General features: G+C 39.8%; 9 protein-coding genes. 8 read left to right on the top strand and 1 reads right to left on the bottom strand.

Annotated elements, in window-relative coordinates; all coding sequences use genetic code 11:
* The first annotated feature begins 3 nt into the window (after positions 1 to 3).
* The 6 genes from EI546_RS07810 to EI546_RS07785 all read left to right on the top strand — a co-directional run bounded on the left by EI546_RS07810 (position 4) and on the right by EI546_RS07785 (position 11,238).
* Complete coding sequence (locus EI546_RS07810) at positions 4 to 3,756, top strand: efflux RND transporter permease subunit (RefSeq protein ID WP_128250017.1); 3,753 nt, start codon at positions 4 to 6, stop codon at positions 3,754 to 3,756.
* Between the two features lie 3 nt (positions 3,757 to 3,759).
* The gene (locus EI546_RS07805; protein ID WP_240673187.1) at positions 3,760 to 4,998 is read left to right on the top strand and encodes a TolC family protein; all 1,239 of its coding nucleotides are present in this window, start codon (positions 3,760 to 3,762) and stop codon (positions 4,996 to 4,998) included.
* Between the two features lie 60 nt (positions 4,999 to 5,058).
* The gene (locus tag EI546_RS07800) at positions 5,059 to 7,860 is read left to right on the top strand and encodes a heavy metal translocating P-type ATPase (protein WP_128250016.1); all 2,802 of its coding nucleotides are present in this window, start codon (positions 5,059 to 5,061) and stop codon (positions 7,858 to 7,860) included.
* Positions 7,861 to 8,134: 274 nt separating this feature from the next.
* A complete protein-coding gene (locus tag EI546_RS07795) occupies positions 8,135 to 10,369 on the top strand; it encodes a TonB-dependent receptor (protein ID WP_128250015.1) in 2,235 nt (744 codons plus the stop codon).
* 97 nt (positions 10,370 to 10,466) lie between these two features.
* Positions 10,467 to 10,832 carry a heavy-metal-associated domain-containing protein gene (locus EI546_RS07790; RefSeq protein WP_128250014.1) on the top strand — a complete coding sequence of 122 codons (366 nt, stop codon included), beginning with the start codon at positions 10,467 to 10,469 and terminating at the stop codon, positions 10,830 to 10,832.
* An 85-nt stretch (positions 10,833 to 10,917) separates the two neighbouring features.
* Positions 10,918 to 11,238: a four-helix bundle copper-binding protein gene (locus tag EI546_RS07785; RefSeq protein ID WP_128250013.1), complete on the top strand. Its 321-nt coding sequence runs from the start codon at positions 10,918 to 10,920 to the stop codon at positions 11,236 to 11,238.
* 434 nt (positions 11,239 to 11,672) lie between these two features.
* Here EI546_RS07785 and EI546_RS07780 read toward each other — a convergent pair whose 3' ends face one another.
* Complete coding sequence (locus EI546_RS07780; RefSeq protein WP_128249226.1) at positions 11,673 to 12,872, bottom strand: IS4 family transposase; 1,200 nt, start codon at positions 12,870 to 12,872, stop codon at positions 11,673 to 11,675.
* A gap of 268 nt (positions 12,873 to 13,140) precedes the next feature.
* Here EI546_RS07780 and EI546_RS07775 point away from each other — a divergent pair, with 268 nt between their 5' ends.
* Entirely contained in the window at positions 13,141 to 13,677 is a 537-nt protein-coding gene (locus EI546_RS07775; protein ID WP_128250012.1) for a hypothetical protein, read from the top strand.
* A gap of 394 nt (positions 13,678 to 14,071) precedes the next feature.
* Complete coding sequence (locus tag EI546_RS07770) at positions 14,072 to 17,308, top strand: SusC/RagA family TonB-linked outer membrane protein (RefSeq protein WP_128250011.1); 3,237 nt, start codon at positions 14,072 to 14,074, stop codon at positions 17,306 to 17,308.
* Positions 17,309 to 17,318: the final 10 nt, after the last annotated feature.

Here is a 17,318-nt window from a genome sequence, read left to right as displayed (position 1 = left end):
GAGATGCTGAACAGAAGTATAAAATTTTTGATCGAAAACAAGCTGGTTGCACTTCTCCTATTGCTCGTTTTTATAGCGTGGGGAATTGTAAATGCGCCATTTAATTGGGATACCGGTTTTCTTCCGAGTAACCCTGTGGCAGTGGATGCCATTCCCGACATAGGCGAAAATCAGCAGATAGTTTTTACCAATTGGGAGGGAAGATCACCGCAGAATATCGAAGATCAGATTACCTATCCGCTCACCACTTCTCTTTTGGGAATTCCTGGTGTGAAAACCATTAGGAGTACCTCTATGTTTGGGTTTTCAAGCATTTATATCATTTTTGAGGAAAACGTTGAGTTTTATTGGAGTAGAAGCCGGATTCTGGAAAAGCTCAATTCTCTACCTGTAGGTTTACTGCCGGATGGAGTAAATCCAACTCTAGGACCTGATGCCACAGGTTTGGGACAGATTTTTTGGTACACCTTGGAAGGCCGTGATGCAAATGGAAACGTTACTGGGGGTTGGGACTTGCAGGAGCTTCGGAGTATTCAGGATTACTATGTAAAATACGCTCTTTCCGGAAGTAACGGAGTTTCAGAAGTTGCTTCAGTTGGAGGATATGTAAAGCAATATCAGGTAGATGTGGATCCAGAACTGATGCGCCAATACAATGTGGGCCTTAGTGAGGTGGTAAAAGCCATAAAACAGAGCAACCGCGATATTGGTGCCCAAACTTTGGAAGTGAACCAAGTGGAGTATCTGGTGCGCGGCTTAGGATATGTCAAATCCATTGAAGACATAGAAAATGCTGTGGTTACTTCAGAAAATTTCACATCCCTCCGTATAAAAGATATCGCGAAGGTCTCAATGGGACCAGCTGCCCGCCGTGGAATTCTCGATAAAGAAGGAGCAGAGGTCGCCGGAGGTGTTGTTGTAGCTCGTTATGGCGCCAATCCTTTGGAAGTTATTGACAATGTAAAAGAAAAAATAAAGGAAATTAGTGCTGGACTTCCTTCAAAAAAACTGAGCGATGGTCGTGTTTCCCAAGTTACCATTGTACCCTTTTATGACCGTACCGAACTTATTCACGAAACACTGAATACGTTGGATGAGGCCTTGAGTATGGAAATACTCATTACCATTTTGGTCATTTTGCTTATGGTTTTCAATTTAAGAGCTTCCATTTTAATTTCGGGTCTATTGCCCGTTGCGGTGCTCATGGTTTTTATTGCGATGAAGCTTTTCAATGTGGATGCCAATATCGTGGCGCTTTCAGGTATTGCTATCGCAATTGGAACCATGGTGGATATGGGAATAATCCTCACCGAGAACATCATCCGCCATTTGGATGAAGATGACGGCAAACATCCGATAAACGAAGTTGTATATACTGCCACTGAAGAAGTTTCAGGGGCAATTCTAACTGCTGTTCTTACCACCATTATCAGTTTTATTCCCGTTTTTACAATGATTGGTGCCGAAGGAAAACTATTTCGTCCATTGGCGTTTACAAAGACTATGGCCTTAACTGCTTCCTTGGTGGTTTCCTTGTTTTTGATACCACCGTTTGCTGCCTATTTGTTCCGAAGGAGGAAGATAAAAATAAATTTTTCATTCATCTTCCAAATCGTATTGATTGTAATCGGAGCAATCGCGCTTTTCTATGGCCATTTTCTCGGATTGATTTTGATGTGCTTTGGAATAACGGGAATCCTTTCTCTTAAAGGAAAACTTTCAAAAACCCAGGTAAACCGTATTAATATCCTGATATCTGTTTTTGCGATCGTCTTCTTTCTGGCTGAGTATTGGCGACCGTTGGGACTGGACAGAAGTATTTTTTGGAACCTCATCTTTGTCAGTGTCGTGGCTTTCGGGCTCTTGGGAATATTCTATCTCTTCCGAATTTACTATTCCCGAATTCTTCGGTGGGCTCTTCGAAATAAATTGCTCTTCCTATCGATTCCAACGTGTATCGTCATTTTGGGGTTTTTGGTAATGAAGAATTCAGGCAAGGAATTTATGCCAGCCTTAGATGAGGGAACTTTTCTGTTGATGCCCACTTCGCTTCCTCACGCCGGTGTAGCGGAAAATAAACGAGTATTGCAACAATTGGATATGGCCGTTGCCAGCATTCCCGAGATTGAAATGGTGGTGGGAAAAGCCGGACGCACCGAATCTGCGCTGGATCCTGCACCACTTTCTATGTATGAGAATATTATTCAGTATAAACCGGAATATATGCTCAATGAAAATGGAAAGCAGCAACGGTATAGGGTCAATGACGATGGCTTTTTTCAACTGAAGAGCGGTAAATTTGTCACCAATCCCAATAGAGAAGTTAGCAATGCCCATATTTATAAAGCTTCCGATATCAAAAGTCCCTTTGGGATAACGCGTGACGCCCTCATTGCAGATGATGATGGAGAATACTACCGAAATTGGCGCCCAGAAATCAAATCTCCAGATGATATTTGGAAGGAAATTGTAGCAGCCACTAAAATCCCCGGAGTAACTTCCGCTCCAAAACTCCAGCCCATTGAAACACGGTTGGTAATGCTGCAAACCGGAATGCGGGCACCAATGGGTATAAAGGTGAAAGGCCAAGATCTTAAACAAATTGAAGCTTTTGGATTAAAATTGGAATCAGTTTTAAAAGAGGCCGAAGGAGTGAAACAAGAAGCTGTTTTTGCCGATCGTATCGTGGGGAAACCCTATTTGCTTATCGATATAGACCGGGAAAAAATAGCGCGTTACGGGGTTTCAATTGAAGAAGTTCAGAACGTGCTGGAAGTGGCCGTGGGCGGGATGGTGCTCACCCAAACAGTCGAAGGACGTGAACGTTATGGAGTAAGAGTTCGTTACCCTAGAGAACTTCGCGCAAACCCTGGAGATTTAAAGGATATTTATGTTCCGGTAGAAAAAGGAATTCCAGTGCCGCTCGGTGAACTGGTAAACATCCGTTATGAACAGGGCCCACAGGCTATTAAAAGTGAGGATACATTTCTGGTAGGCTATGTGCTGTTTGACAAAATGGACGGCTATGCCGAAGTGGATGTGGTAGAAAGAGCGCAAGCACTTATCCAGGATAGAATTGATTCTGGAGACCTGATTGTTCCCAAGGGAATTACCTATCGCTTTACAGGAACTTATGAGAACCAGCTTAGAGCCGAAAAAACTTTATCGGTGGTTGTACCATTGGCCCTGTTCATAATTTTTATGATTTTATATTTTCAGTTCCGTTCCGTGAGTACTTCCTTGATGGTATTCAGTGGGATTGCCGTGGCATTTGCCGGAGGATTCTTGATGATATGGTTTTATGGGCAAGACTGGTTCCTCAACTTTAATTTCTTAGGCCATAACCTGCGCGAGCTTTTCCAAATCCATCCCATCAATCTAAGCGTTGCGGTATGGGTCGGATTTATAGCCCTTTTCGGAATTGCTACTGACGATGGCGTGGTGATGGCCACTTACCTTACCCAAACTTTCAATAAAAATGATCCGGATACTGTAAGGGAAATTCGAGCATCCATTGTAGAAGCTGGTGAAAAAAGAATACGTCCATGTTTGATGACTACCGCTACTACCATTCTGGCACTCCTTCCAATTTTGACCTCCACAGGAAAAGGGAGTGATATCATGATTCCAATGGCCATTCCAAGTTTTGGAGGAATGTTGATTGCTTTGATAACTCTTTTTGTGGTGCCAATTTTATACAGCTGGCGAAAAGAAGCAAAACTGAAAAATGTGAAACTAACTTTAAAGCAGAGCTAAGTTATGAAGACTGAAAATCTTAATAGGAAATATCGCTTTCTTAATCTAAAACCGTTTGCTTTCGGAATGGTATTTATTTGTTTGTTGCTGTATGGAACAACGGTTCAGGGCCAGGAACTCAATTCGTATATTGAAGAAGCCATTCAGAACAATCCCAGTATTCAAGCAGTTGAGCTTCAGTATAAAATATCCTCCGAGAAGATTTCGGAAACCAATTCACTTCCCAACACTCAGTTTGAGGGAGCGTACTCGGTGGGAAAGAATGATATGCCAATGATGCAAGAGGGTGCATTTTCAGTTATGCAAATGTTTCCGTGGTTTGGAACCATTTCAGCTCGTGGAAAATATGCGGAAGCTATGGCAGATGCCGATTTTGTGGAAATCAATATTGCCAAAAGAAAAACGGCGATGGCCTTATCGCAATCTTATTATCGTCTTTATGAAATTACCAAAAAACAACAAGTATTGGATTCCAATATTCAACTGTTGGAAACTTATGAACGATTGGCCTTGACCTCCGTGGAGGTGGGAAAAGCCTCTGCCGTTTCGGTTTTAAGACTTCAAATGCGACAGAATGAATTGTTCGAACGGAAATTAATTTTGGAACAAGATTTTGCCGCGGAGCTGGTGACCTTTAATAAGTTGATGAATCGTCAGGAAGTTTCGGAAATAGTGATTGCAGATACCTTGACAATTCCGGAAAATGATTTGGAAATAGATTTTGAAAAGCTTCAGCTGCATCCCGAATTACTAAAATATGAGGAATTGAGCAAGGCAGTTTCCCAATCTGATGCGATAAACAAAAAAGAAAGTGCCCCTTCCTTCGGTATTGGGATGGAATATATGCTCTATACCGAAGCTCCCAATATGGTTATGCCGATGGTTTCGCTATCTATTCCTATTTTCAACAACAAATACAAATCCATAGCCCGTCAGAATAAATTAAGGAACGAGGTGCTTAATGTTCAAAAGGAAGAAAGGCAGAACGTATTGGTTTCGCAGTTGCAGAAAGCGGTCCGAAGTAGGAATGCGGCTCGCATCCGTATTCAGACACAAGAAAAGAATTTGAAACAGGCTGAAAACGCAAATGAAATTTTGCTCAGGAATTATGAAACGGGCACTATCGATTTTAACGATGTCCTGGATATTCAGGAATTGCAGTTAAAATTTCAGACAAATCGCATTGAAGCGGTTGCTTTGTATTTTCAACAAACAGCCATAATTGATTATTTTGTGAGGTAACTATATGGGTATATCTGCTGTGCATTTCAGGCAGATAACCAAAATCTAACATCAAAGAAAATGACACATACATATAAAATAAACGGAATGACCTGCAACGGTTGCCGAAGCCACGTTGAAAAAACACTTTCAGAAGTTGAAGGTGTTTCTAATGCCTCGGTCAATTTAGAAAAAGCAGAAGCGACCATTGAAATGGATAAACATATTCCCTTGGAAGTTTTTCAAAAAGCTTTGGAAGATGATGGAGGGAGATATAGCATATCCGACAGTCCGCTCCCAACCTCCCCCGAGCACCCTGCTGAGCTTGTCGGAATAGGGAGGAGTAATGCAGAGAAAAGCCCCCTTCGGGGGTTGGGGGACTCTTCTATATATAAAATCTACGGAATGACGTGTGATGGTTGCCGAAACCATGTAGAAAAGGTTTTGGGTGCTGTAAAAGGTGTTTCAAAAGCTTCCGTGAATCTCGAAAAGGAGGAGGCTGTAATTGAATCTGATAAAAGTGTTTCTCTGGAGGATTTACAAAAGGAGCTTAAGGAAGATGGTGGAACTTATTCCATATCTATGCCTGGCGATAATAAAGCAGAAGCCGAGCATAAGGCTAAAAAGGAAGCGGATAAAAAGAAGAATAGTGGACCGGGCACCTATTATTGTCCGATGCACTGCGAAGGTGAAAAAACCTACGACAAACCTGGTGATTGCCCTGTTTGCGGGATGGATTTGGTAAAAGAAGTGAAAACTTCATCAACTCCAACAAAATACACCTGCCCGATGCATCCTGAAGTTATAAGTGATGAACCTGGCTCTTGTCCTAAATGCGGAATGGACTTGGTTCCTATGGAACCAGAAGAATCTGAGGAAAATAAAACCTACAGAAACTTGCTGAATAAGTTTTGGATTTCCCTGGCTTTTACTGTTCCAATCTTTTTGATTGAGATGTCAGATATGATTCCCAACAATCCCCTTTACAAATTAATGCCATTAAAATATTGGAATTGGGTTCAGTTGGCTCTTTCCATTCCCGTAGTTTTCTACGCCACGTGGATGTTTTTTGAACGCGCTTATCGCTCCATAAAAACTTGGAATCTGAATATGTTTTCCCTAATCGGAATCGGTGCGGGCGTGGCGTGGATTTTTAGTGTTTTTGCACTTTTATTCCCTAGCTTTTTTCCTGAGCAATTCCTAACAAAATCAGGAACGGTTCACGTTTATTTTGAATCGGCGGCAGTGATTTTGACATTGGTTTTAATGGGGCAGGTGTTGGAAGCCAGAGCTCACAACAAAACCAATTCCGCAGTAAAGGAATTACTGAAATTGGCGCCGAACAAAGCTGTTCGAATAGTTGATGGAAAGGAAGAAACCATTGCTATTGATAAAATAGAAGTCGGGGACAAGCTCCGTGTAAAACCCGGTGAAAAAGTTCCTGTAGATGGAAGTATCGAGGAAGGAGAAACATCGATTGATGAGTCGATGATTACTGGGGAACCGGTTCCTGTTTCAAAGCGTGAGGGGGATTCGGTAAGTGCAGGAACCATAAATGGCAATCAGACTTTTGTAATGAATGCGGAAAAGGTGGGCAGTGATACTTTGTTATCGCAAATCATCGAAATGGTCAACAAGGCCAGTAGAAGTCGTGCCCCCATTCAAAAATTGGCGGATAAAATTTCCGGTTGGTTTGTTCCGATGGTGGTTTTAATTTCCATAATAACCTTTATAGTATGGGCGATTTTTGGACCCGAACCCGCTTATGTATATGCTCTTGTGAATGCCATCGCGGTTTTGATTATTGCCTGTCCCTGTGCGCTAGGGCTTGCCACGCCAATGTCGGTAATGGTTGGAGTAGGAAAGGGCGCTAAAAACGGAGTTCTTATTAAAAATGCAGAATCTCTTGAAACCTTAAGTAAGATTGATGTCCTGATCATTGATAAAACGGGAACTATTACAGAAGGGAAACCATCGGTCGAGAAAGTTGGTAGCTCCAAGGATTTTTCAGAAGAAGAAATACTTCAATATATAGCTTCATTAAATAGTTCAAGTGAACATCCTCTTGCCGATGCCACGGTGAAATATGGGAAAGAGAAAGATATCGAACTGATAAAACCTTCCGATTTTAATTCGGTTACGGGAAAAGGTGTGACTGGAATTATCAACGGAAAGAACATTGCGTTAGGGAATGAAAAGTTGATGGAAGAAGTAAATGCTTCTCTTTCCGAAGAAATAAAAAAGGAAATTTCGGAAGAACAGAAAAAAGGAAAGACGGTTCCTATGCTAGCGATTGATGGGAAGGTTGAAGGTTACGTAGTTATTTCAGATAAAATTAAGGGTACCAGCAAGAAAGCCATTAACGAACTTCAAGAAAAAGGGATTGAGGTAATAATGCTTACCGGAGATAATCACGACACTGCCAAAGCAGTAGCTTCGGAATTAAATCTTTCAGATTTTAAAGCGGACGTGTTGCCACAGGATAAATTGGAAATGGTTGAAAAACTTCAATCCGAAGGAAAAAAAGTGGCAATGGCCGGTGATGGAATCAATGATGCCCCCGCTCTGGCTCAAAGTGATGTAGGTATTGCAATGGGCACAGGAACGGACGTTGCCATTGAAAGTGCCGGGATTACATTGGTAAAAGGAGATTTACACGGAATTGTAAAAGCATTTCATTTAAGTGAAAAAGTGATGCGCAACATAAAACAGAATCTATTTTTCGCACTCATATACAATACACTGGGCGTGCCGATTGCGGCTGGAGTTTTATTTCCCGTTTTCGGATTATTGCTTTCGCCAATGATTGCAGCCTTGGCTATGAGCTTCAGTTCGGTTTCGGTAATTGCGAATGCCTTGCGATTGCGTGGGGCGAAAATTTAAAGGGACGTAGGATGGAAAGACGTAAGACGTAGGACTTAGCCATAATAAAATTAGCACCCTATGTCAGTCTGTTCTGATAATTATCGGGAGTCGAAGACTCGGAATTAGAGCGCACCTCGACAAGCTCGGTGTGACAAAGATTTTAATTAAAATAACATTACAGCAAAAGATAAAATAAAATTTCACGAATCACAATTAAATACATCGGATTCTAAAATAGGTACTGTTAGTCTTATGTCCTACGTCCTATAGTCCTATGTCTAAAAAATGAAATATGAAAAAAATACTAATACTATTATTAATACTTCCGTTGGTTGTTTTTTCCCAGGAAAAAATTTCGGGGAAAATTACTGAAACCATCAATATGAAAGAAGAACCCTTGGGTGGCGCTAACGTATATTGGCTCAATACCTCCCTGGGAGCAGTTACCGATTTTGAAGGGAATTTTGAGATTTCCTACAAGCCGGAATACAAAAAACTGGTCATTAGCTTTATTGGATATAAAACGGATACCATCTCAGTGGATTCACCTAAAAGAATAACGCACTCCTTAAAATCGACTTCCGATTTGGATGAGGTATCAATTACAGCACGTCAAAAGGCGAGTTCACGTTCTTTTTTACAATCCCAAAATGTTATAAATGTAAGTAGTGGCGAATTGTTGAAGGCCGCATGTTGCAATCTTGCTGAAAGCTTTGAAACAAACCCATCTATCGATGTGAATTTTTCAGACGCTATTTCTGGAACCAAGCAAATTAAAATGTTGGGTCTAACAAGTCCATACATTATGATCACTACCGAAAATATCCCAAGCATTCGGGGAGCTTCACAGGCCTATGGGTTAAGTTTTATTCCAGGAACTTGGGTGGAAAGTATCCAGATTACAAAGGGAGCTGGAAGTGTGGTAAACGGTTATGAAAGTATAGCCGGGCAGATCAACGCCGAACTACAAAAGCCAACTACTGATGATCGTCTGTTTGTGAATGCCTATGGTTCCGGCGATGGCAGATTGGAACTGAATACGCATCTAAATACTAAAGTTACAGATCGATGGAGTACTGGACTATATCTTCACGGAAATATGCGCGATACGGATTTTGATAAAAATGGAGATTCCTTTTTGGATGCACCACTAATGAAACAAATAAACGTAATGAACCGCTGGCAATACACCGATCAGGAAAATGGATATGTGGGCTTTTTTAATATTCGGTTTTTAAACGATGAAAAACAATCCGGTCAGATTGGCTTTGATCCTAAAATAGATCGTGGAACAGCGAATGCTTGGGGAAGCGAAATAAAAACCCGGAGTTTCGATGCCTCGGGAAAATTTGGGTTCGTAAATCCTGATCTTCCTTGGCGAACAGGTGGTGTTCAAGTGGCCTATAGCCATCACGACCAAGAGTCTTATTTTGGACTTCGGGATTACAACATCGAGCAAAATAGTGTTTATTTAAATCTGATGTATAATTCTATTATCAGCGATTCCCGGCATAAAATTAAAACTGGAATTGATGGCACCTACGATAGTTATAAAGAATTGGTATTAACTGAAAATTTTGATAGAACCGAAAAATCGGCTGGAGCGTTTTTTGAATATAATTTCGATAATCTGAATGATCTGAATATTAGTCTGGGAATTAGGGGCGATGTGCATAATATGCTTGGGGCTTTCCTTACCCCTAGAATGCATATGAGATATACGCCTTGGGAAAAATCGGCTATCAGGATTTCTGCGGGTAGGGGAAAACGCAGTGCAAATATTTTTGCGGAAAACCAGAAGTTATTCGCCAGTTCAAGAAATATCAATATAATTGCAAATGGTGGAAAAAATTATGGTCTGGATCCTGAAATTGCTTGGAATTATGGAATTTCCTATATGCAAGGATTTAATATCTTCAAACGAAAAGCAGATATTACCTTTGACTTCTACCGAACCGATTTCCAAAATCAAATTGTTGTGGATTGGGAAAACCCGTATGAAATAAGCTTCTATAATTTGGATGGAGAAAGTTATTCCAATAGTTTTCAGGCAGAGTTCAACTACAATATTTTTAAACAATTTGATTTGAGGTTGGCGTATAAATATTATGATGTAGAAACAACCTATATGAGCGGAAAAAAAGAAAATCCACTTACGCCCACCCATCGTTTCTTTGCAAATGCTTCCTATGAAACCAAACCCGGATCAAAAGGTGGAACTTGGAAATTTGACACGACCTTCAATTATACTGGAGAGCAACGGTTCGCGTCTAATGAACTTTATTTGAATACTATTGGATTGTCCGAGTTTTCACCTAGTGTTTCTACCGTGAATGCACAGGTTACTAAAGTGTTTTCATCTAATTTCGAAATTTATGTAGGAGGGGAGAATATTACAAATGTTAAGCAAAACAATCCTATTATAGGTGCCGAGAATCCATTCGGCTCAAACTTTGATACTACCTACGTTTATGGCCCTATATTTGGAAGTTCCTATTATGCGGGTTTACGATATAGATTAAATTAAATTCTGCGTCCTTAGTGCCTTTGCGGTGTAATATTCACCGCAGGGACGCAGAAGAACGCAAAGAAAAGGAAGAAATAAATTCTAAAAACGAACAAAAATGAAAAATTTATTATTAATTATTGGAGTAATGCTATTAAGCATCACTGGATTTTCCCAGAACAAGAATGCCCACGCTTCCATTGAGGTAGATGGCGTTTGTGGAATGTGCAAAGAGCGCATTGAAAAAGCTTCAATTAAAGCGAAAGGAGTAAAGTCTGCCGAATGGAACGTGGAAACGCACGAACTAAAGCTGATTTACAATGAAGGAAGAACGGATTTAGCTCAAATTCAACAAAGCATTGCGGATAGCGGCCACGACACTCAGGATATTAAAGCTAAGGATGAGATTTACAATGGAATTGATGACTGTTGTAAATATCGAGATCCGCAAGTAGTGGAAGATCATAAGGACGGCGGACATTAATTTATAAAACCTTTATATTTTCTTTAATAGCGAAAAAAAGTTTCGTTTCGTAATTTGAGTCTCATAAATAAAAAAGAGATAAATTATGAGAAACGAGAAACTAATACACGCCCTTGGAAATTGCATCAATCACTGTAATTATTGTGCTGATGCATGTTTAGATGAAGAAAATGTAAAAATGATGGTTCCTTGCATCCGTACAGACAGAGCTTGCGCGGAAGTATGCAGTTCATTAAATCAATTATTGGCTCTGAATTTTTCCGAAGTATCCGATCTTGTAAAATATTGTGCAAAAATCTGTGATATGTGTGCGGACGAATGTGGGAAGCATGATGCACAGCACTGTAAGGATTGTGCAGAAGCTTGCAGAAAATGTGCTGAGGAATGTAGGAATTATGCTGCTTAAATTTTCTTGTTAAACTTTCATTAATGAGTGAATAATTTGGCAGTTTCTTGTTTTAACTTTATGGTACTAATTTAAAATCCAAATTGTTATGGCAGAGGATAAGAAAACCAAAAAGGCACAACCTTCAAAGCCTAGTGCAGGTAAAAAAGATGATAACAAAAAATCGTCTTCAACCGGATCTAAAAAGAAGTAGTATTTTAAAATGATCCTTTTTTGGGATTGATGAGACCATCTAGAATTTAATTTTTAGATGGTCTTTTTTTTAGGGAGTTTTAGTTGGTAAGGAGATACTATAGCTTTAAAGGTGGGAATTTATACCTTAATATTTATATAAAAATATCCATTGTTGTCCGATAAAAATCTAAAGTAGCAAAAATAGCATTGTCGTTGCCATATTTTACTGGATTGTGTTCCGATTTTCAAAACAGAACCCCCTAAGGATCGAAAAAGCTCAATTGGCCAATGTTTTTTGTGGTGATTTCTTCCCATTTGGAGTCTGGGTTTTTCAGGAACTTGAACAGATCGATGTAGGTCATCAAATGGTAGCGTATTACAGACACCATATTTGAATATGCCCAACTTCTCTGCGCCTTTCTTTGTATTACCAGCATTATGAGTTGAATGATCAGACTGACCCAGATCTGTATCTCTATTGCATTTTGGTTGTCGCCCAGAAAGTATTTGAGGGGAAAGTTCTGTTTTAGGCGTTTGAACATGGTCTCTATCTGCCAGCGATTTTTGTAGATATCAGTGATCCTGTCGGCCTCCACTTCATAGTTGTTGGTGATGAACTCATATACCTTGCCCTTCTCCTGGTGCCAAAAGGCTATCCGCCGTAGGTGGAATTCGTTGCCTTCCTTATCGGCAAGCGTTATTTTTTCATCCTTTAGGACAGCATCGTCCACGTTGTCCGGAATATCAAACTCTTCAAGGCTCGTATAGCGTGCATTGCTCTTTTGCCTGGTCACAAAGTAGATGCCATCCAACGTCCATTGCTCGTATTGCTGATAATCTACGTATCCTTTGTCAAAGACAACATAGGAACCCTTCTTTAGATCGAGTTCTTTCAAAAACGTATGATCGTGCGTCGCGGCATCTGAAAATTTTATCAGACAAGGAACATCCTCCATGGCGTTGATCATCGTGTGCATTTTTATCCCGCCCTTCTTCTTGCCGTTGAGCGGGTTCCGGCCAACACCCCTCAATATGTCGCTAAAGAGCGCTATTGTCGAGGAATCGACTATTTTGAGGCCTTTTATGGCGGGCTCCCTGGTTCTGCTGTCCGATAAAAACCGGTGGTAACGTTTATAGAGACCAGAGTAAATATCAGCAAAGACCTCTGCACTTCTTCTTTTGTTGGCATCGGACAACGTACTGCGTTTTGGAAAGTCCCGTAGCCCTAAATGGTTGATCTTGCCCTCGCACGCCAGCATTATGCTTGTTACTTCGCGAAGTGAGTTGCAGCCACTGATAACGGCGAATATCATCGTAACCAAGTGATCATAGGTCGTGAACTTTTTGGTGTACCTGTCGCTGTTGTGCTTCTTTGCTGTCCGATAAATATCTTTGGCGTCAAGGAAGTTTAAAACCTGTTTGATAATAGGTTGTCCACTGAAATTTTTACTTTTGTTCATATCTCGAGTTTTGTGGTAAAAACTAAGATATAAATAAAGCGGGAAATCCTTCTTGGAAATCCCGCTTTTAAAAATGTTTATCGGACACTACTGAAAAATATCATAGCTTTTATTGTGAAATTCCTGACGTCAATTTAGAAACCATTATTTGTAGAATTTTCATGCGATAAGAAACTACCCAGATTACAATTTGAAGATTTGCTTAGAAGCCAATAGTTGTTTCAGTATTTTTACCTCCACTAATTTTAAAACTTTAAAACTTAAAATAATGAAACAAATCTTAGGAATAGGATCGCGGATCGATCATACTAAATATGGGAAGGGCGTAATTACCAACGTTACTTCCAAAATGTATTGGGTAACTTTTATTGAAGGAGGCTTGGAAACCATTCCTGTTGATGAGGAATTCGAGGTTATAGAGGCTGCCGAGGATGAAGTTGATTCTGTTAGTTTTTATGATGTCGAAAAAAGCTTACGTGACATCTTAAAAAAGTGGAATGGGATTAGTGAGATTGTTCCCATTGCCGATAAGTGGAAGGGAGGCAGCATGGTTCTACATCCTGGGGATAAAAATCTAGCTACCAAAGAAATTCCCATTGATACCTTTTTTCATAAAATAGTAATGCTTCGTGATAGGTTAAGAGTTATGGAACAGAAGATCAATGCGAGTAAAGATTTGGCCAGTCAGGATAAAATTGATCTTCAACAGTATATTACAAGATGTTATGGAAGTTTGACAACTTTTAACATATTATTTAAAAATAACTCCCAGCAATTTAAGGGTGAAGTATCAACTAAGAAATAATTCCCAGTTTGTTGTAACAAAAAGCAAATTGGTAATAAGCGAAACTGTCTTTTTAGCTATTTTTTAACATTTTGGCTGAATCGTGAGATTGGGGCGGGTTAAGCTAAAAAATGGAAAAATTGGTCAAAACGGAGACTGAAACTGCAAATGTTAATAAAATGTTGAAAAAAATTATTTTTTTTTTGATGGTAAAAAACCTTGGGGTCTAATGGTTTTTTTTGATTGAAGTCCTATTAAATCAGGTGTTTAAAAGATGTAAGAGGGAATTAATTCTAAAATTTCGACTTATTTACACCTTTTATTTCTTCCTAGGATATCAATCTACTTCCGATAAAAATTGGATTTGTAACATTTTATCGTCAAATTTGGGATGCTAATTCAAACAAACAAAAAAATGAAAACAAAGTTTAATGGAATTTTAACACTTTTGCTAGTGTTCATTGTGCAGCTCACTTTTGCACAGGAGAAAACGATTTCAGGTGCGGTGACGGATGATAATGGTCTGCCGCTTCCTGGAGTAAACATAATTATAAAAGGAACGACTACTGGAACACAATCAGACTTTGATGGGAATTACTCTATCGATGCAAGCGTGGGCCAGACACTTGTTTATAGTTATGTAGGTTTCGAGACCCAAGAAGTCGCGGTTGGTACGTCAAATACTATAAACGTTTCAATGAAGGCAGGTTCTGCTTTGGAAGAGGTAGTGGTAACCGCCCTTGGTGTTTCTCGTGAAAAACAATCCTTGGGTTATTCCACACAAGAGGTTGAGGGGGAAGACATTTCTACCGTAAAAAGTGGAAACTTTACCAATGCCCTTTCCGGAAAAGTTTCGGGGCTTCAAATTAGGCGAAATAATAACTTTGGGGGTTCAACCAACGTGGTTATTAGAGGTAACACTTCTTTAACAGGAGATAACCAAGCTTTGTTTGTTGTGGATGGTGTGCCAATCAGTAACCGTAATACAAACTCTTCTGCGCAAGGTCAAGCTTCCGGAGGATACTATGATTATGGTAACGCTGCCGCCGATATCAATCCAGATGATATTGAATCTGTTAACGTGCTTAAAGGTGCTGCTGCATCTGCACTTTATGGTTCTCGCGCTGCAAACGGTGTTATTATCATTACAACCAAAAAAGGAAAGAAAACAAAAGGTATGGGAGTTACAATCAACTCGAATGCACAAGTTGGTTTTATCGATAAAAGTACCTTTGCCGACTATCAGCAACAATATGGTGGGGGCTACGGTGCATTTTATGGCGCTAATGAAGATTCCTATTTCTTTGATGATGACGTAAATGGAGATGGTGTGCCAGATGTGGTTTACCCTTACACGGAGGATGCTTCTTATGGAGCTCCATTCGATCCAAATTTAATGGTGTATATGCCAGGATCTTTTGACCCAGAGTCACCAAATTATTTACAAAAAAGTCCTTGGGTAGCTGCTAAGAATGGTCCAATTACCTTCTTTAATTCGCCAGTTACTTTTACCAATTCTATCTCCATTTCAAATGGTCTGGAAAATGGATCTTATAGAATGTCTTACACCAAATTGGATCAGAAAGGGTTAATGCCAAACAGTCAATTGGACCGTCACAATTTTGTTTTTAGCGGAACTTATGACGTGAATGATAAATTTACTGTAAGTGGATTTGCCAATTACATTAAAACTGATGCATTAGGACGTAACTCTACTGGTTATAACGATAACGTGGTGGGTATGATGAAACAATGGTTTCAAACAAACGTCGACCTTCAGCAGCAAAAAGATATTTATTTTGCTACAGGAAGAAACGTATCTTGGAACCCTGCCTCCTCAGAGCCAGGAGCACCTCCAATTTTCTGGGATAACCCTTATTGGACAAGATATGAGAACTACCAAAATGATGGACGTAGCCGTTTTATCGGAAACTTCGATTTAACTTACAAACTTGCCGACTGGGTTAGTGTAACAGGTAGAGTATCTACAGACGCCTATAACGAATACCAAGAAGAGCGTAGAGCAATAGGATCAGTAGCAACTCCATTTGGTGTAGCTCGTGGAAATGTGGATTCTGGTTATTTAAGAAGAGATATTACTGCTTACGAAACCAATTATGATTTGATGTTTAACTTTAATACCAACATTTCTGAAAATCTTAGTTTTGCAGGTATCTTAGGATCAAACATCCGTAGAAGTGAGTTTAATTCCTTGACTTCCTCTACATCTGGAGGGTTGATTTTCCCTAATCTATATTCCTTGCAAAATAGTAGAGGAGAGCTACCTAAGCCGGTTGAACAAGCGGAGAAAATTGGAGTGGACGGAGTATATGCAAGTGCTTCTTTCGGATTTGCCAATACTGTTTACCTAGACGGAACTATTAGAAGAGATCATTTCTCAACTTTACCAGTTGATGAAAGTGCTTTCTATTATCCATCTGTTTCTACCAGTTTTGTATTTAGTAAGCTTCTTGAGGTAGACGCTATTACATTCGGTAAGCTACGCTTGAACTATGCGGAAGTTGGAAACGGTGCTCCATTTGACAGATTGTCCAATAGAAAATACAACTTCAATAATGACATTGGAACATCAGTGCCGATTACTGCGAATAACCCAAATCTGAAGCCTGAAAGAACCAAGAGTTATGAAGCTGGTCTTGAAATGCGATTTGCACATAACCGCGTTGGTTTTGACGTAGCATACTATAAGTCTAATTCTATCGATCAGATCGTTACTGCACCAGTATCAGCTGCAACTGGATATACTGGAAAATTGTTGAACGCTGGAGAGATTGAAAATAAAGGTATAGAGGTTTCTTTAAATGCAACTCCGATCAAAACGGATGATTTTAACTGGAGCTTTACCGTAAACTTTGCCAAGAATAAGAGTTTGGTGTTAGAGTTACCTGAGGGAGTAGAAGCAATCCAGCTTGGAAGATTCCAGGGAGGTGTTTCTATTAATGCCGTAAAAGGGCAACCTTATGGTGTAATTTACGGAAAGGATTATTTATACCACGAAAATGGTCAGCGTTTGGTAGATGAGGACGGTTATTATATGACTACTTCAACATCAAACAATATTATTGGAGATGTAAACCCTGATTGGATTGGAGGTTTTTCTAACACTCTAACTTATAAGAGCTGGGCTTTTAATTTCTTGATAGATGTTCAACAAGGTGGAAGTCTTTTCTCTCTTGACCAATACTACGGTGAGAATACCGGACTTTATGCAAATACGGCCTATATCAACGACTTAGGAAATCCAGTAAGAAACCCACTTTCTGAAGGTGGTGGATTTATTAACCCTGGAGTACACGAAGACGGATCCCCAAATACCACAAGGGTTGATGCCAACGTGGAAAGTCCATTTGGTTATGCAACTTATCCTCAGTCTGAATTTGTTTACGATGCTAGCTATGTTAAACTTCGTCAGGTATCGCTTACTTATACTTTGCCATCAAGATTTTTGGATAACACCTTTATGACTGGTTTACAGTTTAGCCTAATTGGATCTAACCTTTGGATTATTTCTAAGAATATTCCATATGCTGATCCTGAAGCTGGATTGACTTCTGGTAACCTTCAAGGATACGTAACAGGATCTTTGCCAACTACCCAAGATTACGGGTTCAATATTAAAGCACAATTTTAATCTATAGAAA

Source organism: Aequorivita sp. H23M31 (genome assembly GCF_004022485.1).
In the GTDB taxonomy this organism is placed as follows: Bacteria; Bacteroidota; Bacteroidia; order Flavobacteriales; family Flavobacteriaceae; genus Aequorivita; species Aequorivita ciconiae.
The sequence above is the reverse complement of the archived record's forward strand: the minus strand, read 5'-3'. Positions and strand labels throughout refer to the sequence as shown.